The sequence below is a fragment of the Spirosoma oryzae genome (assembly GCF_003002825.1).
Classification (GTDB): domain Bacteria; phylum Bacteroidota; class Bacteroidia; order Cytophagales; family Spirosomataceae; genus Spirosoma; species Spirosoma oryzae.
In genome coordinates this window covers 146,435-169,816 of sequence record NZ_PVTE01000008.1, presented here as the reverse complement: position 1 = coordinate 169,816, position 23,382 = coordinate 146,435, and the positions used below count along the sequence as shown (strand labels likewise).

Sequence of the window (23,382 nt, the reverse complement as noted above, 5' to 3'; positions counted from 1 at the left end):
GAGCGTATGGGCTGATGGCTAGGCCAATGGAAACTCGACCCGGTAGCGGTTGCCGATGCGTGGATTGCTGGCGTAGGTCAGTGTTCCGTGCATGGCTTCCGTCAGTCGGAGGGCAATCGACAGACCCAGACCGGCGCGGTCGGGTGAACTGACGGTCGTGTGCGATAACTCATCGAGCTTGTTGAATAACCGATCCATCTGCGCCTGTCCGATGGTCTGTCCCTGGTCGATCAACTCAAAGACGAAGCGGGTGTCGGTGGCATCGGTATGCAGCGTAAGCGTATTGGCGGGCTGCGAGAACCGAATGGCATTGGCAATCAGGTTCTCGAAAATCTGCCGGGCAAATACCTGATCGACCTGCACGATGATGCTGGTGGGCAGCATGTTCAGCAGCAGCTGAATATCTTTTCGAGTGGCCGCATCTGTCAGGTCGTTGGCAATGCGGTTGATGATTCGGTTCAGATCGACCTGTTCGTAGGTAAAGGCGATTTCGGTGCCTTCGATTTCTTTGACGTCGAGCAGCTTGTTGAGCAGGTACTGAATACGCCCCGACGCATCCGAAATAAAGCCGATATACTCCTGCTGATCCGGACTCATCGCAGCGCCTTCGGCCTGTAGTTCACCCACCGACAGGCGAATCGTGCCGACCAGGTTTTTCAGGTCGTGACCGGCAATGGAGATAAAGTCGTTTTTCTGATCGTTGAGCCGTTTGAGCTGCGCGTTTTTATCCAGGATCAATTGGTTTTTGCCAATCAGTTCCTCGTTGAGATCCTGTAGTTTGTCGTTGGTATGCTGGGCGGTCAGTTGTAGCCGGATTTCCCGTCCGAGCGATAGAAAGCGTGCCCGTGGAATGTAAGCCGAACAGATCGCGATAACCATAAATACGATGCCGCCTTCCTGAAAAAACGTCAGGATCGGGTAGCGCTGATTCACCAGATAAAAGCAGAGTAACTGGACGACAATGGCGAAGGCTGCGTGCAGATACGAGTTGAACGCCTTCCAGTACACGGTGGCATTGATAAGCAGAAAAATGGCCGATAGTGTCAGGAAATAAGTGCTGATCGCGCCGAAATCGACCAGGTTACAAAGCAGCGCGTACGTCAGTGATACACTGGCCAGAATCAGGTGCAGGGGCCATCGGTACGACCAGTTATACGCCCGCCCCACGCGGTACGTCATGTACACCAGCAGGACTATTATAAGACGGATCAGCAAAAAGGGCTGCCACAGCGTCTCGGCAAAAACATAATCGAAAATAGAGAAGAACGGGTAGACCGACAGAAACACCCATACGATCGTCGTTGTACCGTAGGACGCCTGATGGCTGACCTCCCGACTTAGTTCAGCGGACGAAATAACCGGTGGTCTGACAGATGACGCTACGGCATTCATAAGCTAGGATAGGAGTGAGAGAAGCTGGTTGTGTAGCTGCGCCGACTCGAACGGCTTGACCACTGAACCCGTGAAGCCACTGGCGTCGAGTTCTTCCTGCGGCAGCGCAGTTGCCGACGATGCCAGAATGGCGACGGTCGGGTCGAACTGGCGGATAAGCTGGCAGGCCGTTGCACCGTCCATGACCGGCATCTGTAAATCCATGATGATCGCCTGATACGGAAGCTGATTGGCTGCGCTGATTCGGCTCAATTCAACGGCTTTTTCGCCATTGTCGGCAGTATCGACCTGGCCTCCCCATTTTATAATCAGTTTACGGATCAGGAGTAAATTGAGCGGGTTGTCGTCGACAAGCAGGATGCGTGTGTTCGTCAGGTTTTCTTTCATACGATGGTTAGTCTGGGTATGCCAATCCAGTACTTCTCAAGAAGCTCGTCCGTACGAATCGGGTCAGGCAATGCGGCTCGATGCGTTCTGCCGAACCGTCGCTAACTCGTTGACACATGACGACTTATTGGTATCTTCACAGCACGGAGTAGCATACAGGTTATGCCATAGCTGGGGAAGACAATTAATGAGAAATCAGGTACGGTTTCACGACCAAAGAACAGGCCAACTTTTTACGTAGGTTAGAAAATTTTAACGTTTAAGTGTTCTAAATAGGAAAAAGTGTGTGGTTGTAGCCTATTTGTAAGGCAATGGTTGCTATTTTGGAAACATAGAAGGTAGGGTCGCGCTCTGATAAGGGCTAGAGTCGATAAGGGTCACTCAGGTTACGATCGGAAAACAGAGCGGCCGATCGTCGGACAATCGACCGAGTAAATGGCCGGTTAGCTCGTGCGTAAACTGGCCTAACGCAAAACAGCCCCCGTTTGAAGCGGGGGCTGTTTTGTTGGCGGGAAAGGCTACCGGGCTATTCCGATTTCTCGATTTTTAGCTTCTGACCTTCCTTGACGTTCGTGTCCGTCAGCTTATTCCATTCCTGAATCTGCTGAACCGTAACACCGTACTCTTTCGAAATCCGGTACATCGTTTCGCCCTTACCAACGGTGTGGTATACGGCTTTGGCTGTTGAACCGCTGGCTGTAGGTTTCGTCGTCGGCTGTGCTTTGGTCGTTGCGGTAGTGCTACCACTAGCCGTTGGCTTTACCATCAGTTTTTTGCCTGTCGCCAGTGGCTCGCTGGCCGTCAGGTTGTTTAGTGTCAGCAGTTCGTCGACTGTCAGACCGTACATCCTGGCAACGCTGTAATATGTTTGTCCTGCTTCGACCGTGTGCGTTGTGGCCGTACGATCGACAGGCGCAGTCGGACGGCTGATCGGTGCTGGCTCGGCGGCAACTGGCTTCGCGGCTACCGGTTCGGCCGGCCGGGGTTCCGCTTTGGGCGTAGTGGAGCGCGTTGTCGGGGTTGGTACGGTGCGGGGTTCGGTTGGTTGCAGGTCGTCGTCGCGAACCGGCGCTGGTTTGCTGGGACGGCTTGGTGCGTATGTTTCCGACGACGCAACGGGCTTGCTGGCTGGCTGTGGATCGGCAGCGGGGGCGTTGGCAGGCTGTGCGCGTTCGGGTGTTGTCGCGACGGGTACGGCGCGGGTTTCGGTCTGACCGGCGTCGCCCGTTGGGGAACGAACGATCACGATGCGCTGGCTACCGTCGGCATTGGCGGGCTGACTTACCGTTGGGCTGCTGGTGGTCGTGCGGGGCGTTTTCTTGGCCTTGTTCATGCCGCTACCGTTGTTGCCCGTCGACCAGCCATCGCCACCCAGCGACTGAACGTCGGTAGCGGGTTGTGGGGCAGCCGGTTGAGCGGTACCGTCGTTCGGTGTTACACCCCCACCAACCAGTTTAGGCTGGTATTTCTTCCGGTCTGCCATGGTGCGGGGAATGTCATTGGCGCCAGCGACCGTGCGGGTTGGCTGTGATCCATCCGCCACGTCGGTGCGGGTCGGTGGCGTCGGTGTCTGATCGTAGACGGGTGGCGTCGGTCCGTTGATGATTTCGACGGGTTTGCTGGCCGGCCGGCGCTCCCGCAGCCACATGACCCGGCCCGTCGTCAGTTTCTGAGTCCGGTCGACGCGGTTGTAGCGCAGCAACCGTTTCAGGCGCAGTCCGTACCGTTGCGAAATGCTGCGGGCCGTCTCACCAACCCGTACCGTATGGAAAGGAACCAGCGCTTTCTTGCGCTTTTTGGCCAGGTAATACACGTCGCCAACGATAATCGGGTCGGATTCGTCCAGGTCATTATAGCGGAGGAAACTCGACAGGCTGATTTTAGACGTCCGGGCCAGCGTAGCGGCATTGTCGCCCGCCTGCGCCTGAATACCGGGCAGCCCGTTGATTTCGTAGAGTGCCGGATCATCCTTCCCACCCAGACCCGCTGTTACCCGACGCAGGACAGGAAAGCCAACGTCGGCCTGCCCGGCATCGGCGGCTTTACGTGATCCAACGCTGACAATTTTCTGCCGTACATCGTTGATCTGATCGGTTGGTACCGGTACGATCATAACGTACGTCTTATCGGTCGGTACGGTATCGTTAATCAACCAGCGGTTATATTTCCGCAGCTCGAACTCGTCGACGCTCAGCTCGCCGGCAATTTCGGGGAAGGTTTTGTTGCTGCCACCGGGGTATTCGAGCAGCGCAAACCGGTTGCTGGTCTGGTGCGATTTCAGCGCGTTTTCAATCGCCAGTTTGTGGGCAAAGAAGCGCAGGATGTAGCGATCGGTGCGGCCGTCGAGGGCAATCTCGCGGGCGTAGGCCCAGTCGGGCGGAATCAGCTTGGCAATGCCGCCCGCCCCCAAGTAGTAGGAGTATAGGGATGCGACCCAGTTGTTGAACTGCGCATTGCTGCGTTTCATGTACTGCGCAGCGCCGTGTGTCGATGCCGTGATGCTTTTCCGCTCGTCGATACCATCATCGACCCGCATACCCAGGCCGGTAGCGGTCTCCCGCTTGAACTGCCAGTACCCCACTGCCGCCGACGACGACACCGCGTCGGGCGTCAGCGAGCTTTCCTGAACGGCTAAGTATTTAAAATCGGTCGGCACGCCTTCCTGAATCAGAATGGCTTCGATGACGGGGAAATACAGTACCACCCGGTCGAGTTTGGCCGTCCAGTACTGCCGATTGGCCAACAGCGCGTTGACATCCTGTTGCACGATACGCCGGGCATTGTCGTCAAGTCGTACCGAAATGTCGGCGAATGTCAGCCGGTCGGGTACGATTGGGGGCGACAGCTGTGCCGACGCACCGCCAGCTACCAGCCATAGCAGGAAGAAAAGAAAAGGCGTTCGTTTGAGCATAGTTGGTTTGCGGGTTTGTGGTTTGTTGTTGGTGGTTTCGGGCGTCGGTATTTCGATTCACGGAAAACCGTAAAACCGAAGACCGATCACCGTTTTCGAATCAGCGTAATACCGTCTCGGATGGGCAACAGCACATTCTCGACGCGTGGATCGTCCTGAATCAATTGGTTGAATGCCCGTACGGTCTGTGTGTCGAGGTCGTTTGGTTTGACGGGCGCGATTACTTTACCACTCCACAGCACATTATCGGCCAGGATAAAGCCACCGGGACGCAGTTTGTCAATTATTAACTCGTAATACAATTGATTATTACGCTTGTCGGCATCGATAAATACCAGATCGAAGGTGTCGGTAAGCGTTGGGATGACGTCGGCGGCTACCCCAATCCGCAGGTCGATTTTGGCCCCCAGGGGTGATTGCTGCCAGTAGGAGCGGGCAAACTCTTCGAGTTCTTCGTTCTGTTCGAGGGTTATCAGCAGGCCGTCGTCGGTCAGGCCTTCGGCCAGGCAAAGGGCCGAATAACCCGTATACGTGCCAATTTCGAGCACGCGCCGGGGCCGGATCATGTGGGCGATCATACTCAGCAGTCGTCCCTGCAAGTGCCCCGACAGCATACGGGGGGCCATCACCTGCGCCCGCGTGTTGCGGTTGAGCCGCTGTAGCAACTCCGGTTCGGGTGAGGTATGGGCTTCGGCGTAGGTTGCCAGTTCGGCAGGTAAAAAATCCATTGTGCAGCGGGTCGCTTTTTACGGAGAAAGTCGGTAACCGTAGCGGGTGATTTTGGTAAAAGTAATGGATAAGCGTGGGAAACGCACCGATAGCCCACGTGTCGTTGGGAAAGATTATGCCCGGTTCCAATGCAGATTTTAGCGAACGGATCTGCTGGCTAAACGGTCAATTCCATGGAAAAACCAGTGCTACTCACGCTTTTTGCCGCCTGCGTGTTGCGCAACCGACTCGCGGATAATTCAGTACGGCTACGTGTTCAATCCGGGTGGGAAAATGGTACAGCGGACCAATTCGGGCTGCTGCGGTACACCCCCGATCACCACCACCGACTATTCAGGAACAGGGTAGGTACAAAGCAGCCAGCTGATGATTCGGTCCGAAAACTGGAGCGGATCAGGCACACAGACGTACACGATTGTACGCCGACAGGGTAATCAATTGTTGCTGCGTTAAATCAGCTACGGTTTTTGGTATCGATGATGATGGTTACCGGACCATCGTTGAGCAGGTCGACTTTCATATCGGCACCGAACTCGCCGGTTTGGATGGCATGGCCCAGATCGGTCGACAACTGCCGGATCATGGCTTCGTACAGCGGAATGGCAACCTCCGGCCGGGCGGCTTCGATGAAGCTGGGTCGGTTGCCTTTCTTCGTGCTGGCGTGTAGCGTAAACTGACTGATTAGCAGAATACTACCCCTAACGCTGGCCAGGTCAAGGTTCATCTTGTCGTCGGCGTCGTTGAACACGCGCATCCCGACGATCTTCCGGCTCAACCACTCGACGTCTTCCTGCGTATCGGCATGCGTAATACCGAGCAACACCAGAAAACCCGTTCCGATCTGCCCTTTAATTTGTGTATCGATGGTGACGGATGCCCGACTAACGCGCTGAATAACGGCTATCATTGTCTTGAACTGTGATTCTTGTGATTACTTTGATGGGCTGTGATTGTCCGTTGTCTGAACTGTAATTCTTGTGATTACTTTGATGGACTGTGATTGTCCGTCGTCTGAACTGTGATTCTTGTGATTGCTTTGATGGACTATGATTGAAAAAAATCAGTGAAATCATCTTCATCATAAGAATCACAGTTCAAGACAATCACAAGAATCTGTGGTAAAGACTACAGTTCAGACAGCAGCCACTGCGCGATCATGAAGTAAACGCCAATGCCGATGAGGTCGTTGGCGGTGGTGATGAACGGGCCGGAGGCTACGGCGGGATTGATGCCGATCCGATTGAGCAGCAAGGGTGTCACCGTACCCATGAACGAGGCTAAGAGTACCACCGACAGCAGCGAGGTCGCGACGACGAAGAATAGCCGGGGTTCGCCGATCAGGAAGGTGTAGGTTCCCGCAATCAGTCCGACGACCATCCCGTTGATGAGTGCCACCAGCAAGGTGCGCAGGAGTCGACTGCCCAGCGTTGTCGTCAGCCCCGACGTGTCAGCCAGGCTTTGCAGAATCAGCGACGACGTTTGGATGCCTACGTTACCACCCGTCGAACCGATGATCGGGATAAAGGCCGCGAGTGCCGCGATTTTGCCCAGTTCGGCCTGAAAGCCGTTGATAACCGTTGCCGCCAGCAGACTACCCACGGCTCCAGCTACCAGCCATGGTAACTGCACTTTCGAGCGAAGCCATACGCTGTCGTCTTCCTCAACTTCACCCGCCAGCCCCGAGATCACCTGCCGGTCTTCTTCGGCCTGTTCGGTAATGACGTCGACCACGTCATCGATCGTGATCCGGCCCAGCAAACGCTGCTGTACGTTGACAACCGGAATGGCGTCGAGGTCGTACTTCTGCATCAGCTCGGCCACTTCATCGACCGGGCGGTAGGTTTCGACGAAGACGATGTCATCGTCGTAGATGTCGGCGATTTTGACGTACTTCTGGGAAAGCACGATCTTTTTCAGCGAAACTAGCCCCAGCAGCTTACCGACATCGTCGACAACGTAAATAGCGTAGACATTCTCCACGTCTTCGGCCTGCTGCCGGATTTCCTCGATACAGGCGTTGACCGTCAGGTTAACGTTGATTTTGATCAACTCCTTCTGCATCAGGCTACCCGCCACGCCATCTTCGTAGTGGAGCAGGTCGATGATGAAGCGAGCCTGTTCGCGGTCTTCGAGCAGGCCGATCACTTCTTCCCGCACCTGAATCGGCTGCTCGTTCAGCACGTCGACCGCATCGTCGGAGTCCATTTCGTTGACCAGCGGGGCCAATTGCTCCGACGTAAACGTCTTCAGAAAATCGGTTCGGTCAGCGGTGTCGAGATTGGCCAGAATTTCGGCCCCCACGCTTTCATCGAGCAGACTTAGCAGGTAGTGCGCCGGTTCGGCGTCGAGTTCATTCAGTATGCTGGAAATATCGGCAGGGTACAGCTCCTCCATCTCAGCCCGGAGCCGTTCATCGTCACCCGCTTCGATATAGGCAATTAGCTGGTCGAGGTAATCCTGCGTCAGTTCAAAAGTCATCAGTCGGCCTGTTCCATCAGGTTGGTCAATTGGACAAAATCGGCGACGCTCAGCTGCTCCGCCCGTTTTGCCATAAACGGACTGGCTAGCGCAGCCTCGGTCGGATTAAGGGGTTTGAGTGCATTCCGCAGCGTTTTCCGGCGCTGACTGAACCCGTGCTTAACCACCTGGGTGAATTTCCGCTCGCTACAGCCCAGTTCGGTTTTGTCGTTGCGCCGGAGTGAAATCACCCCCGAAAAGACGTTTGGTGGCGGGTTGAACACGTCCGGTGGTACGGTGAATTCATAGGTGATGTCGTACCAGGCCTGTAGTAGCACGCTCAGGATACCGTAATCTTTATTGCCCGGCCCCGAGGCCACGCGCTGCGCCACCTCGCGCTGGAACATACCGACTACTTCGGGTACCCGGTCGCGCATGTCGAGGACCTTGAAAAGAATCTGCGTCGAGATGTTGTACGGAAAGTTACCGACTACGGCGAAAGGCTGTGTCGAATCGGGCTGCTTGGTGGGCAGCAGATCGGGCCGGATGTTCAGGAAGTCGGACGGCAGGATTTTGCCTTCCAGCGCCGGGAAATGCTTGTTTAAGTAATCGACTGATTCGCGGTCGATCTCAATAACGTAGGTGTCGAAGCGGGTATCCTGTAGGAGAAACTGCGTCAGTACACCCATGCCCGGCCCGATTTCCAGAATCTGCCGATAGGGCGGCTGGCCCGACGCGCTGTGCCCCGATAGCAACTGGGCAATGCGTTCGGCAATGCTGAGGTCGGTCAGAAAATGCTGACCAAGTTCTTTTTTGGGCTTAACAGACATACGCGGCTACAATTTCGGCCGCAAAGGTAGCCATATTCGGCTGCTAACCCGATTAAGGAATTTCTATATGAACGAATGACCATTGAAATAGATGGAACGGGTAGAACTATAGTTTAAAAATTTATTTACATTTTTTAGGAATCAGTATCTTAATGTGGCACACCATTTGTTCCGTAAACAAGCAAATGAGTTAATCGAATTAACACACGAGTTAGCCAGAAACGCGGCTCTGCCCGCATCGCCAATATATTGATATTCATGTAGTTTTGGGTTAGTTAGGTTGGGGGCTCCCCGCTGTCGGTTTCGACGGCGGGGACTTTGTTTTTACAGCTATTTTTTTCGCGCTCTCGGATGATAATCGTGCAAGGTTTGCCGTAAATAATCACGGTCGAGGTGCGTATAGATTTCTGTTGTTGTAATGGATTCGTGACCCAGCATTTGTTGAATAGCGCGCAGGTCGGCACCGCCCTCAATCAGGTGTGTCGCGAAGGAATGTCGGAAGGTGTGGGGGCTGATGTTTTTCTGGATGCCCGCCTGATCCGCCAGTTTCTTAATTGTCGTGAAGACCGAAATCCGGGAGAGTTGCTTCCCGCGCAGATTCAGAAAAATGGTGTCCTCGTCGCCTTTCTGTACGTCAAGCTGGCTACGTACGTGGTTGACATAGATGCGCGTGTAGTGCATGGCATCCTGCCCGATCGGCACCAGCCTGACCTTATCGCCTTTGCCCAACACCCGTACAAAGCCTTCATCGAAATAACAGTTGGTCAGCCGAAGACCGAGCAGTTCCGATACACGCAGGCCCGAGCTGTACAGCACTTCAAGCATGGCCCGGTCGCGGGTGCCGCCGGGTGTCGACAGATCGACGACGTCGAGAATCGCTTCTATCTCGGGGAAACTCAGCGTGTCGGGCAGTTTCCGGCCGAGTTTGGGCGCTTCGAGCAATTGCGTCGGGTCGTGCTGAATCAGGCCTTCGAGCAGCAGGTATTTGAAAAACGATTTCAATCCCGACAGTATCCGCGCCTGACTGTGCGCCGTCAGGCCCAGCTCGCCGAGGTACGCCAGAAAGCCCATTAACTCCCGCTCAGTCACGTCCATGGGTGTACGGGCGGGGTCGGTCAGCAGGATGTATTGGTACAGCTTTTCGGCGTCGTGCAGGTAGGCTTCGACCGAGTTACCGGCCAGTGACCGCTCAAGCCGAAGGTAGTTCTTGAAGGTGTTTATATAACTTTGCCACACTGGGTAGTTCGTTGTTTGTGGTTGGTCGTTGTCTGATGTGCGGCCGGCAACGCATGCGTTAGCCAACCGCCCGGCACAAACTACGAACGACAAACCACTAACTACAAATTACGCGTGTGAAACAGATTTTGGTTATTAACGGTCCGAACCTGAACCTGCTGGGCAAACGGGAGCCGGGTATCTACGGCAGTCAGTCGTTCGAGGCTTATTTCGAGACGTTGCAGGCTACTTTTCCCGACGTGCACCTTACTTATTTTCAGTCGAACCACGAGGGTGCGCTGCTCGACAAAATTCACGAATTTGGCTTCGTAGGCGACGGCATCGTCATCAATGCGGGTGCCTATACGCATACGTCTGTTGCGCTGGGCGATGCCTTGTCGGCGGTTCCGGCACCCGCCGTCGAGGTGCATATTTCCAACGTACACGCCCGTGAAGCATTCCGCCATCACAGCTACCTGTCGGCCAAGTGCAAAGGCGTCATCGTGGGCATGGGGCTGATGGGTTATGAGTTGGGAATTCGGTACTTAGTTAGTTTGTAAACACAGAGGTACGAAGTGTATCACAGAGTACACGGCGAAATGAACAAGTCTCTTTGGCTCCGTGCAATCCTCTGTAACTCTGTGTTAAAATAAAGCACTCATGATAACCTTTTACCCCGGTCCGTCGAAAGTATACCCGCAGGTTGCCGACTATGCTGCACAGGCTGTTCGCGACGGTATTGTCAGTATGAACCACCGCAGTCCGGGGTTTATGGCCATTGTCGAACGAACGGTTGCGCTGCTGCACGAAAAACTCGCCATACCGGCTGATTATCACGTAGCACTGGTATCGTCGGCGACGGAGTGCTGGGAGATTGTGGCGCAGTCGCTGACGGCGTCGACAAGTCTGCACCCGTCGGGGGGGGCGTTTGGCGATAAATGGCGTGAGTATGCCCATAAAATCAGGCCGATGATTGCGCCCAATCTGGCCGATACGCTGTGCGTTGTGCAAAACGAAACGTCCAACGGGACGCAGGTCAGCGTGGAAACGCTGGGGCAGTTCCGGCGCGACTTTTCGGCGCTGATTGCGGTCGATGCCGTGTCGTCGATGGCGGGTATCGCGTTCGACTGGACACTGGCCGACGTCTGGTTTGCGTCCGTACAAAAGTGCTTTGGCCTGCCCGCTGGGTTGGCTGTATTGATTTACTCGCCCGCTGCGCTCAAACGGGCGCAGGCGATCGGCGAAAACGACCACTACAATAGCCTGCTGTTCATCCACGAAAATTTCAGCAAGTTCCAGACGCCGTACACACCGAACGGGCTGGGTATTTACTGCCTGATGCGGGTGCTGGAGCAGGTACCACCGATCGCCGAAGTCGACGCGATGACACGGCAGCACGCGGCCGAGTGGTACACGTTTTTCGAGCGCGAGATGGCCGATTCACCGTTCCGCCTGCTTATTCCGCCCACAACGCCCGAACGCCCTGCTGTGCGTTCCGACACCGTCATTGCCGTCACGGGAGACGAAGTAGCTATTCAGGCGGTGAAAAAAGCCGCTCAGCAGGCCGGGATTATGTTGGGGAATGGCTACGGCAACTGGAAAAACACGACATTCCGCATTGCTAACTTCCCCGCTATCACCGAAGCCGAGCGCCAGCAGCTTCGCGATTTTCTGCGACAGTATCGTCCCTAAGCCGTTCGTCCAACCCACCTGATCAATCCTGTTGCCATGTTCAACTTCCGGGAGATCGTCTCCGTAACGCTTATTCTTTTTTCGGTTATCGACATCGTAGGATCGTTGCCGGTGATTATCGATCTGCGCAAGAAAGTAGGCAAGATCGAGTCGGAGCAGGCAACGTTCGCGTCGGGGGCGCTGATGGTGTCGTTTCTGTTTGTAGGGGAACGCATTCTTAAACTGTTCGGTGTCGACGTCGCTTCGTTTGCCGTGGCCGGGGGACTTATCATCTTCCTGATCGGCCTGGAAATGATTCTGGGTCGCACCATTTTCAAATCGGAGGTCGAAGCGGGCGGGGCGACGCACATTGTCCCGATCGCGTTTCCGCTTATCGCCGGTGCCGGTACGTTGACGACGATTATCTCGCTACGGGCTGAGTATCAGACGCTGAACATTATCATCGGCATCGTCATCAACCTGCTGTTGATTTACATCGTCCTCAAATCGTCGGAGTGGCTCGAAGCGCGCATGGGCCCCGGTGGGTTAGCGGTATTGCGCAAAATATTCGGCATCATCCTGCTGGCCATCTCCATCAAGCTGATTAAAACCAATCTCATTCCCGGTTTCTGATGGTCTGAACTGTGATTTATTTGATTGGATTGATTGCGTTGATTTTTCTTAATCAAAGTCTATCAGTGTCATCACAAGAATCAAAGTTCAGATAATCTTGAACTGTGATTTGTCTGATTGAGATGATAGACTGTGATTTTCTTTTTGAAATCAACGTAATCATCTCAATCACAAGAATCAAAGTTCAGACAACGGACAATCACAGGTCAACACATCCACACCAAACACCGTAACAAATGGTCAATGAGCGCTACAAGTATTCGGCATTAACGGGGCACATCATCGGCTGCGCGATGGAAGTACACAGGCGGCTGGGGAACGGGTTTCAGGAGGTAATCTACCAACGCGCGCTGGCTATCGAGCTGACGGAAGCCAGCATCGCCTTCAAGCGCGAACTGGAAATGCCTATTTTTTATCGTGAGCAACCGATCGGCTCCCGACGCGTCGACTTTTTTATCGACGACTGTGTATCCGTCGAGTTGAAAGCCGTTAGTCAACTGGAGGACGTTCATCTGGCGCAGGCCATCAATTACCTTGAAGCGTACAGCTTGGAGGTCGGTCTACTGATCAACTTCGGAGCCCGAAGCTTACAATACAAACGTGTCGTTAATCGAAAAGCGAACCGCTGATTCCTGACCACTGATTCTCGTGATTGCTTTGATGGACTATGATTCAAAAAATCAGTACAATCATCTCAATCAGACGAATCACAGTTCAAGATTGTCTGAACTTTGATTCTTGTGATGACACTGATAGACTTTGATTAAGAAAAATCAATGCAATCATCTCAATCACAAGAATCATAGTTCAAGATTGTCTGAACTATGATTCAAGCAAAAAAATCAACGCAATCATCTCAATCAAATAAATCACAGTTCAAGACAATCACAGTTCAAGAGTATGCAATCTCCCGACTCACTTAATCAGGTGGCTGAGTTTCACCATACGTTCCAGGCCCCCGTGCTCGATAGTCCACAAATTCCCGCTGCCAGCCGGAGTCAACTGCGGGTGGCGTTGCTGGCCGAAGAACTCGATGAACTGCGCGAGGCTATCGACGCACAGGATATTGTGGCCGTCGCCGATGCCCTTTGCGATTTGCAATACGTACTTTCGGGAGCGGTGCTTGAGTTTGGGTTGGGCGACCAGTTCAAAGCCCTGTTCGATGAAGTACAGCGGTCGAATATGAGTAAGGCCTGTCAGACGGTCGAAGAGGCAGAAGCCACTGTAGCGCAGTACCGTAGCAAAGGGGTCGACTGCCATTACACGGAGTCGGCCGGGACGTATCTGGTCTTCCGCGATGCCGATCGAAAGACGCTTAAAAGCGTGAACTATTCGCCTGCCGATTTAGCTACTATTCTCAACGTTCCTGCCTGATCTGCTAGCCAATGACTGATTATCAATACACCGTTGTCGACCGATTTCTGCGTTACGTGCAGATCGACACGCAATCTGATCCGCAATCGCCCACGAATCCCAGTACGGAGAAGCAGAAAGACCTGAGCCGAGTGTTGGTTGCCGAACTGCACGCAATGGGTATTGCCGATGCTGAACTGGACGAATGGGGGTATGTCTATGCGACGATTCCCGCCAATACCGACAAAGCCGATGTGCCAACGATTTGCTTCTGCTCGCATGTCGACACGTCGCCCGACGTGACGGGGGCGGGGGTAAAACCGATCATTCACGCGCACTACGACGGAACCGATCTGGTACTCCCCGACGATACGGCGCAGGTTATCCGTGTGGTCGATCACCCTGATCTGGCGGAGCAGATCGGCAACGACATCATCACCGCGAGCGGAACGACTTTACTTGGTGCTGATAACAAAGCGGGTGTAGCCGAAATTATGGACGCGGCCAATTACCTGCTGACTCATCCAGACATCAAACACGGCCGTATCCGATTGCTGTTTACACCCGACGAAGAGGTTGGTCGCGGCACCGAGAAAGTCGACATGGCGAAGCTCGACGCGCAGTACGGCTATACCATCGACGGTGAATCGTTGGGGACACTTGAAGACGAAACCTTCTCTGCCGACGCCGTGTCGATTCAGATTCATGGGGTAAGCACGCATCCCGGCTTCGCGAAAGGTAAGCTGGAAAATGCGCTGAAAATTGCGGCTGATCTATTGTCGTCGCTGCCCAAAGACCACCTGTCGCCCGAGACCACCGAAGACCGGCAGGGGTTCGTTCATCCAACACGTATGGACGGTAATCAGGATCAGGCGACGGTCGAATTCATCATTCGCGACTTTACGGAAGTTGGCTTGCTGGAGAAAGAAACGTACCTGCAAAATCAGTTGAACGAGGTGCTGAAGCAGTATCCGAACTCGTCGGCTACGCTGACTGTCCACCAGCAGTATCGCAACATGAAGCAAGTCCTCGATGCGCATCCGGCCGTCGTGGAAAATGCGCTCGAAGCCCTGCGCCGGTCAGGCTTGTCGGCCCGGCAGCGCAGCATTCGGGGTGGTACCGATGGGTCGCGCCTGTCGTTTATGGGCTTGCCCTGCCCGAATATTTTCGCGGGTGAACATGCGTTTCACTCACGGCAGGAGTGGGTCTCCGTGCAGGACATGCAGCATGCCGTCGATGTGATCGTCAACGTCGCGCAGGTTTGGGAAGAGCGGAGTTCGTAATGCTGCCCAATGGCTATTGTGTTTTTTGGCAGAGCAGACAAGGAGCGTAGACACAACAGTAGCTACAAATAGCGTAGCTTCGCGTATATCGTTGTGTCTGCGCCAATGACTGTCAGCTATTCAAAACAATACCCGGACGAATCGCTCAGTGACTATGTTTTCAGCTTTTGGAAAACGGAAAATACGGGCGTTTCCGATTATCAGTACACCGTGTTTCCTGATGCCGGTATCGAGTTGATTATATACGTCTATCCTGACAGGCCAGTCTGCATACACTTATTTGGCCTGTCGACTCAGTCAGTCGACGTAACAGTGCCGGGCCGGGGAGTGCTGTTTGGTATTCGGTTTACATTACTGGCTGCTGACTACATTTTGCAGCGGAAACTACCCCTCAATGCTGGTGAGGTAATGCCAGAAGGCTTTTGGGGTATTGATGTGTGCGCATCGACTTCGCTGGAAGAATTCGCCCATGCCGCTAGTGCCCAACTTGAAAAACGAGTTGATGCAGTCGCGGTCGATTCCAGAAAAAAGAAACTGCTGGCAACAGTCCATGCTGCGAACGAAACGCTGTCAGTTAAACAATTCTCGCTGGAAACGGGCTGGGGCGAACGACAGATTAATCGCTACTTCACGAAAACGTTTGGCTTACCGCTGAAACAATACCTGGAACAAGTGGCCTTCTTCGCATCGATGAAGCAGCTCCGGGAAGGGCGGTTCGTTCCGCAAAATTACTACTACGATCAGCCACATTTTATCCGCCAGGTCAAGCGCTACACGGGTGCTACACCCCGGCAACTTTATCAGCGTAGAAATGATCGCTTTTTGCAGCTGGGTGACCAGACCGCTAATCCGGAAGTGGGCTCTGCGGAAGAACGCTAATCTCGATAAGTAGACTGTCGAAGCGAAAATAGAAGCCAAACGTATTTCTCATTTTTCTGGGCTCGCTGTCAAACGTCAGCTGGTCGCTTTTGAGTTTTTCATACAGCGCAAGTACCGACTCTTTATTGTCCTGGTAAAACCCTATGTGGAAATTTTCCGGGTACGCTACGTGATCTGTTTTGTTGAGCGCCGATGACCACAGCACAACGACAAAGTTGTTACTCCCCGTCAGTACCGCGATAACGTCTCTTCTGTTGTCGATGCAGGTAAAGCCCAGGTGATGTTCGAACAGTCGTATGGCCGCCGGAACGTCGGTGACGACTAAATTGATATGGTTCAGTTGCATCCTTGTACAGGTTGAATGATGCCGCAAAATTCGATAGCGACGCGTATGACCGATTGTATAAATCGGACATTTTGACAAGCTGTCAATGCAGTGGCTTCCTGGATCGCAAACAATCATTTCCGGCTGCGGTTGAAAGAACAAACAACTCAGTCAGGTATGGAAAGCATAATCAAATCCGAGCCGTCGAAGGTCAAGTCAGCCGACGCACCGTACAAGGTAACCGACGACGTTGCCGGTATCAAAACCTTGTTCGTCAACCTGTTTTTTGTGGGAGAACCCGGCCCCGGTAACCCGTGGGTACTGGTCGACACGGGCTTTATGGGCTTTAGCAGTTCGGTCAAAGATAAAGCCGCCGAACTGTTTGGCGAAGGCACAAAGCCGCAGGCAATCGTGCTGACACACGGCCACGCTGACCACGTTGGTAACCTGGAGTCGCTACTGAAAGACTGGGATGTCCCGGTTTACGCCCACCGGCTTGAACTGCCATACTTGCAGGGGAAATCCGGCTATCCGCCACCTGACCCGGCTATCGGTGGGGGAGGCATGTCGTATATGTCGTGGGTGTTTCCCATCGGCCCAACGGATTTTGGCGATAAAATAAAACCCGTTGACGATGGCGATACCATTCCCGAACTGCCTGGCTGGAAAGTTGTGTTTACGCCCGGTCACGCCCCCGGCCATATTTCCCTGTTCCGGGAGTCGGACCGGACACTGCTGGCGGGCGACGCCTTCGTAACCACCAATCAGAACGAAGTGTCGGCCGTGGCGACGCAGCGACAGGAGTTTCACGGCCCGCCGGCTTACTTCACCTGCGATTGGGACGCTGCCCGGCAGTCGGTTAAGAAGCTGAAAGAACTGAAGCCACTTGCCGTTGGCTCCGGTCACGGCGTTGTCGTGCGTGGGTCCGACCTGACCATCGGCCTGAACAAACTGACGGATAAGTTCGACGAGCTGTCGATTCCGTCGAAGGATGGTCGCTATGTCAAGCAGGCGGCTGTAACGGACGAGTCGGGAATCGTGTCGATGCCAACGCCCATTTCGTTCCATGTCGCCCGGACGGTCGGCGTAGGGGTGGTGCTGGGTATATTACTCTATTCGTTCTGGCCCAAGCGCGACGACGACTAACGCAGAAAATACAGCGCCCCGCGTTCGCCACTCTCGTACAACTGCTGAATCTGCCGACGAGGGACGCGCCGAACGCGGGGCGATATACCTTCCGTACTGATGTACAGCGTCCGGTCGCGCTCCGATGCGCCGGACTGACGGCTGTTAAACCCATCGAGCACAAAGGTGTAGAGCGCCCCCACATATTGTTTGATGTTGCGGATCGGGTAGGGAGCGGGACCGTCGGCCGTGCGGGCATATGTTGCCTGTTCGGGCCTGACCAGTTTCAGGACCAGCGTTTCCGGGTTGGGCTGGTGGTTGACGTCGAACAGATCGAGCGGGTAGTTAGCTAATACACCCCCGTCGATCAGCACCTGGTAATCCTGTCCTTTCTTCGGCTTGGTAACGACCTGATTATCTTTGTCGAGCAGGACCGCGCCGAAATACATTGGTACGGAAATGCTGACACGAATGGCTGTCTTCAGTGGCATGTCGGGTGTCTTCTCGTGCGAAAACACGACCACCTGCTGGGTTGTCAGGTTGGTACCCGTTACGTACAAATCTTTAAAGGTGACGTTGGTCAGATGCTGCTGGTGTAATTCGGCAAAGGTAAGGTTCGGCTGATTCGTTTTGCGGGCGATAACCGATTCTACCCAGCGTTCAAAGCGCTCACCCCGGTACCAGCCGTAGCGTTGGGTAAGCCGATGAAACCCACCCAGAAAAAACCAGCGGCCATCGTTGAACTGCTGAATTTTCAAGTCGCTCAACAAGTCCCGAATTTCAGTGGCGTTGTACCCCAATGATAGCAGCAGGGCTGTGACCGCCCCGACCGACGAGCCGCCCACCCGCTCGACCGATGCCAGTACACCCCGCTGTTCCAGCACGTTCAATGCGCCGGCGTAGGCAATGCCGCGTACCCCGCCACCTTCGAAAACCAGGTTTCGGTAACGCAGCGAATCAGGCCGGGCTACCGCCGTGATATGCAGGAGAAAAAGCAGACAGATGGTACTAACCAGTTTCATGGCAGACGGATAGATGCGGTAGGGCAAAACGGGAATCAACAGCGTAAAACACGTTGCTGGCGACAGGAACTGGACATGCTGACTAAGCTGATTTCAGCAGTATTCACCAGATAGCCATAGAACGTTACGTTGCCCCGTAGCGTATGTACTGTGGCGAATTGGTCGTGTCGATTGACGTACCAATTTCGTACGTTACTTCGCTGACACCACACGCTCACTAACGGCTATACGACCGACTTATGCACGATTACGCCACGCTTCTTCAACTAGACTCGCTGCACTGGGACGAATTAGCGCCGAAGCTGACATCGGTAACGCTGGCGAAACACGACTTTCTGCTTCAGCCCGGTGCGATTTGCCAGCATCTCGGCTTTGTTGTAAACGGAACGCTGCGGACTTTTTACGTCGACTCAGCCGGGAATGACGTTAGCTTTCTGTTTCACTGGACAGGGCAACTGTTTACCAACTACGAAAGCGTGCTGACCCGGCAACCATCGACGCTGGCCATTCAGGCGCTGGAACCAACGACGGTTCAACTGATTCATCGGGACGATCTGTTTGCGCTATACGAGACGTCGATGTACTGGCAGCGCTTCGGCCGGATCATGGCTGATCAGATCTTTCTCACTGCTCGCCAGCGAATTAATGATTTACTGTTTCTGAGCCCGGAAGAACGGTACCTGGCTTTACTGAGTCAGCAGCCAACCGTGTTTCAGAAAATTCCGCAGAAATACATCGCGACCTATCTGGGTGTTACACCGCAATCGCTGAGCCGGATTCGCAAGCGCATCGTGCCGCATTAATTACCTTAAGTGAACGACTCGTCGCGTTGCTCAACCGGATATTTGCTGCCGAACAACTAGCCGCGCTACGGCGATGGCTTTATCCGATGTATACTAGTCTCACAACCAGTCTGTTTCTGTTTAACGCGCTGATTTTCGGCCTAATTGCCTTACTGCATGTATACTGGGCCTTCGGCGGTAGCTGGGCCGCAGCAAACGCTTTACCACAACTTGCCGCTGATGACAAGCCCGTTTTTATACCGGGCCGGCTGATGACACTACTGGTTGCCGGTGCATTGCTGGTAGGTTTGCTACTGAACGTATATCGCTGGTTGCCAAGTAACTGGCTGCTGCCCAGCACCATTCATCGGTACGGCCTGCTGCTCATTGGTCTGCTGTTCGTCTTGCGAACGCTCGGCGATTTCAAATACGTAGGCTTGACCAAACGAGTGCGGAACACAGTCTTCGCCAGGTATGACACCGCGCTGTATACGCCCTTGTGCGGAGCGTTGGCAATGAGCCACCTGGCCTGTTTTGTACTACAGTGCTGATATTGGGTTGGGTATACGATACACGTAATCTGTCATAACCGGCACTCAGTTAGCGTTAATGAACAGGATTATGGAACTTTCAGTATTATAAAAAATATGAATCCTGAAAATCCCGTAATCCTGTCTATATCATCTATTTATAACTACCGTTGACGAGTAGTTCGCCGTTTTCGGCTACCGAGTAGCTTTCAACATTCTCGTATTCCTTCACCTCGTAGTCGCTGCCCGGCTCGACCGTGTATTTCTGCTTGAACAACTCTTCCGCCTGTTCGCGTGTCTGGTTGACAAAAACGGCGCAATACTGGTAAGGCTCTTTCTTGTAGACGATGAGCACAACGGGACTTGGGCTTGTCAGATACGATGCTGTTTCAGTTCGCATAGCTACTCCTGTGATTAAGTTGGTCGGTCAAAGAACCGCTCGTTGCCGACCTTTGTTTGTCGGGCCTGCATGGGCACATAGCCTTTCCGCTTAATATTGCGTGGTCAATCGCAGTACCGGTGCGCGCCAGGCGTCCCGTTGCTGCGGCTGATCCTTGTTTTGTTTCACGAATTAGGGAGAGATGGCTGCGAAGAAGCCTAAATTTTATGTAGTCTGGAAAGGACGGAAGCCGGGCGTCTACGATAGCTGGGACGAAGCCAAAGCTCAGACCGACGGGTTCGACGGCCCGCTGTTTAAATCGTTCGATTCGAAAGCGGCTGCGCTGAGTGCCTATAAAGACAAACCCCATCAGCACATTGGGCAGGGCCCCAAACCGGCGGGGAAGCAGGGTAAGCTACCGGGTCTGGTGGGCGATCCCAACGAAGACAGTCTGGTGGTCGATGCGGCCTGGAACACGGCTACCGGCGATATGGAGTACCAGGGTATCTACCTGGCGACCCGGCAGCGGCTGTTCCTGATGGGCCCCTACCGCGACGGGACCAACAACATCGGCGAATTCCTGGCGATCGTGCACGCGCTGGCGTTCCTGCACCAGAAAAACAGCAACATCCCCGTTTATTCCGATTCCAGAACGGCGATCGGCTGGGTGCAGAAGAAAAAAGCAAACACCAAACTGGAGGAAACGGGCCGCAACGCCGAACTCTTCGAACTAATCGACCGGGCCGAAACCTGGCTGAAGACACACCGGTTTGCCAATCCGGTACTCAAATGGGAAACGACGGTCTGGGGCGAAAATCCGGCCGACTTCGGGCGTAAATAATGTTTCGGTTCAAGCAATTCACGATTCGGCAGGAGCGGGCGGCTATGAAAGTCTGTACCGATGCCTGTGTACTGGGGGCCTGGGCCGACGTGGGTGATGGCGGACGGCTGCTCGACATCGGAACCGGCACGGGGTTACTGGCGCTCATGGCCGCCCAGCGTAATACATCGGCCCAAATCGACGCGGTAGAGATCGACGCTGACGCCTACGCGCAAGCCGTCGACAATGTGGCCGATAGTCCGTTTGCCGGTCGGGTGCGGGTGCACCATCAAGCCATTCAGGCGTTTGCCGCCCTTTCCGAACACCAGCAACAGTACGGTCGTATTCTGACAAATCCGCCATTCTACACCAACCAGTTGCGTTCCCCCGATGCAGCTGTAAACCGGGCGCTGCATACCGGTGATCTGCCGTTCGACGACCTGCTATCGGCTGTTCGGCAGTTGCTGCGGCCGGATGGGCAGTGGTGGATCTTGCTGCCGCCCTACGAAATGAAGGTAGTGACCACGCTGGCGCAATCGTACGAACTGTATCCATTTCATCAACTCGACCTGCGACACCACGCTCAGAAACCCGTTTTTCGACAGGTGACGGGCTTTTCGTTTGCGGAGAAACCCATTGAGTTGCACGAACTAGCGGTGTATGAAACCGATGGCCGAACCTATACCGATGCCTTTCGAAACCTACTCCGCAACTACTATCTCATTTTCTGAATCTGTTTCCGACCTTTGCGGACGAATTGATCGGGGCAAAATGGTGTTTTACGCCTGACACCACCTCGGTACTTACCATAATCCATGACCGAACCGCTTCAGTTATCCGTTCTGATTCCCTTGTACAACGAAGACGAGTCGCTGCCCGAACTGCACGACTGGATTGTACGGGTCGTGACGGAAAACCAGTTGACCTACGAAATTCTCTTCGTCGATGACGGCAGCACCGACAATTCCTGGGCGGTGATCGAACAGCTGGCCGACCGGAATCCGCATGTGCGGGGTATTCGGTTCAATCGTAATTACGGCAAAACGGCGGGGCTGCAAACGGGTTTTCAGGCCGTACGCGGGCAAGTCGTAATCACGATGGATGCTGACTTGCAGGACAGTCCCGACGAGATTCCTGAACTCTATCGTCTGATTACGCAGGAAGGCTACGACCTGGTGTCGGGCTGGAAACAGAAGCGGTACGACCCGATTACGAAAACACTGCCGACCAAGCTGTTCAATGCTGTATCGCGCTGGATTTCGGGGGTAAACCTGCACGACTTCAACTGCGGGCTCAAAGCCTACCGGCAGCGCGTGGTGAAAGTAATTGCCCCGACACTGTACGGCGATATGCACCGGAACCTGCCCATCGTGGCCAACTGGAATGGCTTTACCCGAATCGGCGAAAAAGTGGTGCAGCACCGGGCGCGTAAATACGGATCGACCAAATTCGGGCTGGAACGCTTCGTCAACGGCTTTCTCGATGTGCTGGTCATTGCCTTTGTGCACCGGTTCAGCAAGCGACCCATGCACTTTTTCGGGACGATGGGTACGCTGTCGTTCTTCGTCGGGTCGGTAATGGCGATCTGGCTGATCGCCGAAAAGCTAATCAACATTGCCAACGGGGAGCGCTACCGCAACGTGACCGACAACCCCCTATTTTTCGTTGGCCTTGTCGCGATTATCCTCGGCGTACAGTTATTTTTGGCTGGTTTTTTGGGCGAAATGCTCGTCCGACAAACGCTCGACAAATCGGGTGAGTCAGCCGTTGCTGAACGCGTTGGATTTATCGAGAAGCGACCCGTTTAAACAGAAAAGACCGACGAGCCGTTTCTCCGATGTATATTTGGCTGTTCTAAAGCATATTCCGCCCGCTTTTGTCGCGCCACCCCGGCGCAGTATGGACAAAGGCGGGCGGAATGTCTGTTTTATCTGTTGGCCTAAGCTTTGTATAGTGCAGTTTTTTCTTTAAATCGTATGCAGACATATCTCGACACAACCTCACCAGACACAATGTCAAAAACCCCCTCTAAAGCGCACCCCTGGCATGGCATTTCACCGGGCGAAGATGCTCCGGACGTAATTACCGCCTTTATCGAAATCGTACCAACCGATACGGTGAAATATGAAATCGACAAAGAGTCTGGCTACCTGACCATCGACCGGCCACAGCAGTATTCCAACATCATTCCGGCGCTGTACGGCTTCGTACCCCGTACCTATTGTGGCGATGGTATCGCTCAACTGGCATCGGAACGGTCGGGTCGGGAAATCACCGAAGGCGACGGCGATCCGCTCGACATCTGCGTACTGACCGAGCGCGAAATCACCCACGGCGACATCCTCCTGAAAGCAATCCCCATCGGTGGGTTCCGCCTGATCGACAAGGGTGAAGCTGACGATAAAATCATTGCCGTACTGAAAGGCGACGCGATGTATGGTCATTTCCGTGAGTTGGCTGAGCTGCCCGAAGGTGTTGTGAAACGCCTGCGTCACTACTTCCTGACCTACAAAAATCTGCCCGGTGAGCCAACCATCATGGAACTGGCAACAATCTACGGTCGTGAGGAAGCCTGCGAGGTGATCCGCACGTCGATGGAAGACTACAAGCAGCTGGAATTGTAAAAGTGGTATACGGTTTTCGCTGTACAGTTTACGGT

At 54.1% G+C, this 23,382-nt stretch carries 25 protein-coding genes; 14 read left to right on the top strand and 11 right to left on the bottom strand.

Annotated features, from left to right (window positions below; all coding sequences use genetic code 11):
- Positions 1–18 precede the first annotated feature (18 nt).
- The 8 genes from CLV58_RS11365 to xerD form a co-directional block, all read right to left on the bottom strand.
- A complete protein-coding gene (locus tag CLV58_RS11365; RefSeq protein ID WP_106137932.1) occupies positions 19–1,392 on the bottom strand; it encodes a sensor histidine kinase in 1,374 nt (457 codons plus the stop codon).
- 3 nt (positions 1,393–1,395) lie between these two features.
- On the bottom strand, positions 1,396–1,779 hold the full coding sequence (locus CLV58_RS11360; protein ID WP_106137931.1) for a response regulator: 384 nt from the start codon (positions 1,777–1,779) through the stop codon (positions 1,396–1,398).
- 526 nt (positions 1,780–2,305) lie between these two features.
- The gene (locus tag CLV58_RS11355) at positions 2,306–4,690 is read right to left on the bottom strand and encodes a LysM peptidoglycan-binding domain-containing protein (protein WP_106137930.1); all 2,385 of its coding nucleotides are present in this window, start codon (positions 4,688–4,690) and stop codon (positions 2,306–2,308) included.
- An 86-nt stretch (positions 4,691–4,776) separates the two neighbouring features.
- Entirely contained in the window at positions 4,777–5,418 is a 642-nt protein-coding gene (locus CLV58_RS11350; RefSeq protein ID WP_106137929.1) for an O-methyltransferase, read from the bottom strand.
- 455 nt (positions 5,419–5,873) lie between these two features.
- Positions 5,874–6,326, bottom strand: a complete 453-nt coding sequence (dtd, locus tag CLV58_RS11345; protein ID WP_106137928.1) for a D-aminoacyl-tRNA deacylase — start codon at positions 6,324–6,326, stop codon at positions 5,874–5,876.
- A gap of 218 nt (positions 6,327–6,544) precedes the next feature.
- Positions 6,545–7,897, bottom strand: a complete 1,353-nt coding sequence (mgtE, locus tag CLV58_RS11340; RefSeq protein WP_106137927.1) for a magnesium transporter — start codon at positions 7,895–7,897, stop codon at positions 6,545–6,547.
- Positions 7,897–8,706 carry a 16S rRNA (adenine(1518)-N(6)/adenine(1519)-N(6))-dimethyltransferase RsmA gene (gene rsmA / locus CLV58_RS11335; RefSeq protein ID WP_106137926.1) on the bottom strand — a complete coding sequence of 270 codons (810 nt, stop codon included), beginning with the start codon at positions 8,704–8,706 and terminating at the stop codon, positions 7,897–7,899. Before rsmA ends, mgtE begins: the two co-directional genes overlap by 1 nt.
- 330 nt (positions 8,707–9,036) lie before the next feature.
- A complete protein-coding gene (gene xerD, locus CLV58_RS11330) occupies positions 9,037–9,942 on the bottom strand; it encodes a site-specific tyrosine recombinase XerD (RefSeq protein WP_106137925.1) in 906 nt (301 codons plus the stop codon).
- Between the two features lie 116 nt (positions 9,943–10,058).
- On the opposite strand from xerD, the gene aroQ reads away from it, so the two are divergent.
- The 7 genes from aroQ (at position 10,059) to CLV58_RS11295 (ending at position 15,740) form a co-directional block, all read left to right on the top strand.
- Entirely contained in the window at positions 10,059–10,481 is a 423-nt protein-coding gene (aroQ, locus tag CLV58_RS11325) for a type II 3-dehydroquinate dehydratase (RefSeq protein ID WP_106137924.1), read from the top strand.
- Between the two features lie 100 nt (positions 10,482–10,581).
- The gene (locus CLV58_RS11320; RefSeq protein WP_106137923.1) at positions 10,582–11,613 is read left to right on the top strand and encodes an aminotransferase class V-fold PLP-dependent enzyme; all 1,032 of its coding nucleotides are present in this window, start codon (positions 10,582–10,584) and stop codon (positions 11,611–11,613) included.
- A gap of 36 nt (positions 11,614–11,649) precedes the next feature.
- On the top strand, positions 11,650–12,225 hold the full coding sequence (locus tag CLV58_RS11315) for a MarC family protein (RefSeq protein WP_106137922.1): 576 nt from the start codon (positions 11,650–11,652) through the stop codon (positions 12,223–12,225).
- A gap of 236 nt (positions 12,226–12,461) precedes the next feature.
- Positions 12,462–12,854: a GxxExxY protein gene (locus CLV58_RS11310; RefSeq protein ID WP_106137921.1), complete on the top strand. Its 393-nt coding sequence runs from the start codon at positions 12,462–12,464 to the stop codon at positions 12,852–12,854.
- Between the two features lie 271 nt (positions 12,855–13,125).
- Positions 13,126–13,599: a pyrophosphohydrolase domain-containing protein gene (locus CLV58_RS11305; RefSeq protein WP_106137920.1), complete on the top strand. Its 474-nt coding sequence runs from the start codon at positions 13,126–13,128 to the stop codon at positions 13,597–13,599.
- Between the two features lie 11 nt (positions 13,600–13,610).
- On the top strand, positions 13,611–14,861 hold the full coding sequence (pepT, locus tag CLV58_RS11300; RefSeq protein WP_106137919.1) for a peptidase T: 1,251 nt from the start codon (positions 13,611–13,613) through the stop codon (positions 14,859–14,861).
- Between the two features lie 105 nt (positions 14,862–14,966).
- Positions 14,967–15,740 (top strand): helix-turn-helix domain-containing protein, encoded by a 774-nt coding sequence (locus CLV58_RS11295; RefSeq protein ID WP_106137918.1) that lies wholly within the window; start codon positions 14,967–14,969, stop codon positions 15,738–15,740.
- Here CLV58_RS11295 and CLV58_RS11290 read toward each other — a convergent pair.
- Positions 15,706–16,086, bottom strand: a complete 381-nt coding sequence (locus CLV58_RS11290) for a VOC family protein (RefSeq protein WP_170108683.1) — start codon at positions 16,084–16,086, stop codon at positions 15,706–15,708. The two genes, CLV58_RS11295 and CLV58_RS11290, sit on opposite strands and share 35 nt — an antisense overlap.
- A gap of 156 nt (positions 16,087–16,242) precedes the next feature.
- On the opposite strand from CLV58_RS11290, the gene CLV58_RS11285 reads away from it, so the two are divergent.
- The gene (locus tag CLV58_RS11285; RefSeq protein WP_106137916.1) at positions 16,243–17,211 is read left to right on the top strand and encodes an MBL fold metallo-hydrolase; all 969 of its coding nucleotides are present in this window, start codon (positions 16,243–16,245) and stop codon (positions 17,209–17,211) included.
- Here CLV58_RS11285 and CLV58_RS11280 read toward each other — a convergent pair.
- On the bottom strand, positions 17,208–18,212 hold the full coding sequence (locus CLV58_RS11280; protein WP_106137915.1) for a patatin-like phospholipase family protein: 1,005 nt from the start codon (positions 18,210–18,212) through the stop codon (positions 17,208–17,210). The two genes, CLV58_RS11285 and CLV58_RS11280, sit on opposite strands and share 4 nt — an antisense overlap.
- Before the next feature lie 239 nt (positions 18,213–18,451).
- Between CLV58_RS11280 and CLV58_RS11275 the strand changes: the two genes are divergently transcribed.
- Positions 18,452–19,015 carry a Crp/Fnr family transcriptional regulator gene (locus CLV58_RS11275; RefSeq protein WP_106137914.1) on the top strand — a complete coding sequence of 188 codons (564 nt, stop codon included), beginning with the start codon at positions 18,452–18,454 and terminating at the stop codon, positions 19,013–19,015.
- Between the two features lie 86 nt (positions 19,016–19,101).
- On the top strand, positions 19,102–19,545 hold the full coding sequence (locus CLV58_RS11270) for a DUF3995 domain-containing protein (protein ID WP_106137913.1): 444 nt from the start codon (positions 19,102–19,104) through the stop codon (positions 19,543–19,545).
- A 133-nt stretch (positions 19,546–19,678) separates the two neighbouring features.
- Here the strand turns inward: CLV58_RS11270 and CLV58_RS11265 are convergent, their stop codons facing one another.
- Positions 19,679–19,924, bottom strand: coding sequence for a hypothetical protein (locus CLV58_RS11265; protein WP_106137912.1), 246 nt, complete (start codon positions 19,922–19,924; stop codon positions 19,679–19,681).
- Between the two features lie 181 nt (positions 19,925–20,105).
- Here CLV58_RS11265 and CLV58_RS11260 point away from each other — a divergent pair, with 181 nt between their 5' ends.
- From CLV58_RS11260 to CLV58_RS11245, 4 genes are all read left to right on the top strand, one after another.
- Positions 20,106–20,744: a ribonuclease H1 domain-containing protein gene (locus tag CLV58_RS11260; RefSeq protein WP_106137911.1), complete on the top strand. Its 639-nt coding sequence runs from the start codon at positions 20,106–20,108 to the stop codon at positions 20,742–20,744.
- Positions 20,744–21,454 (top strand): tRNA1(Val) (adenine(37)-N6)-methyltransferase, encoded by a 711-nt coding sequence (locus tag CLV58_RS11255; protein WP_106137910.1) that lies wholly within the window; start codon positions 20,744–20,746, stop codon positions 21,452–21,454. The genes CLV58_RS11260 and CLV58_RS11255 overlap by 1 nt, the downstream gene beginning before the upstream one ends.
- A gap of 84 nt (positions 21,455–21,538) precedes the next feature.
- Entirely contained in the window at positions 21,539–22,531 is a 993-nt protein-coding gene (locus CLV58_RS11250; RefSeq protein WP_106137909.1) for a glycosyltransferase family 2 protein, read from the top strand.
- Between the two features lie 204 nt (positions 22,532–22,735).
- Entirely contained in the window at positions 22,736–23,347 is a 612-nt protein-coding gene (locus CLV58_RS11245; RefSeq protein WP_106137908.1) for an inorganic pyrophosphatase, read from the top strand.
- Positions 23,348–23,382: the final 35 nt, after the last annotated feature.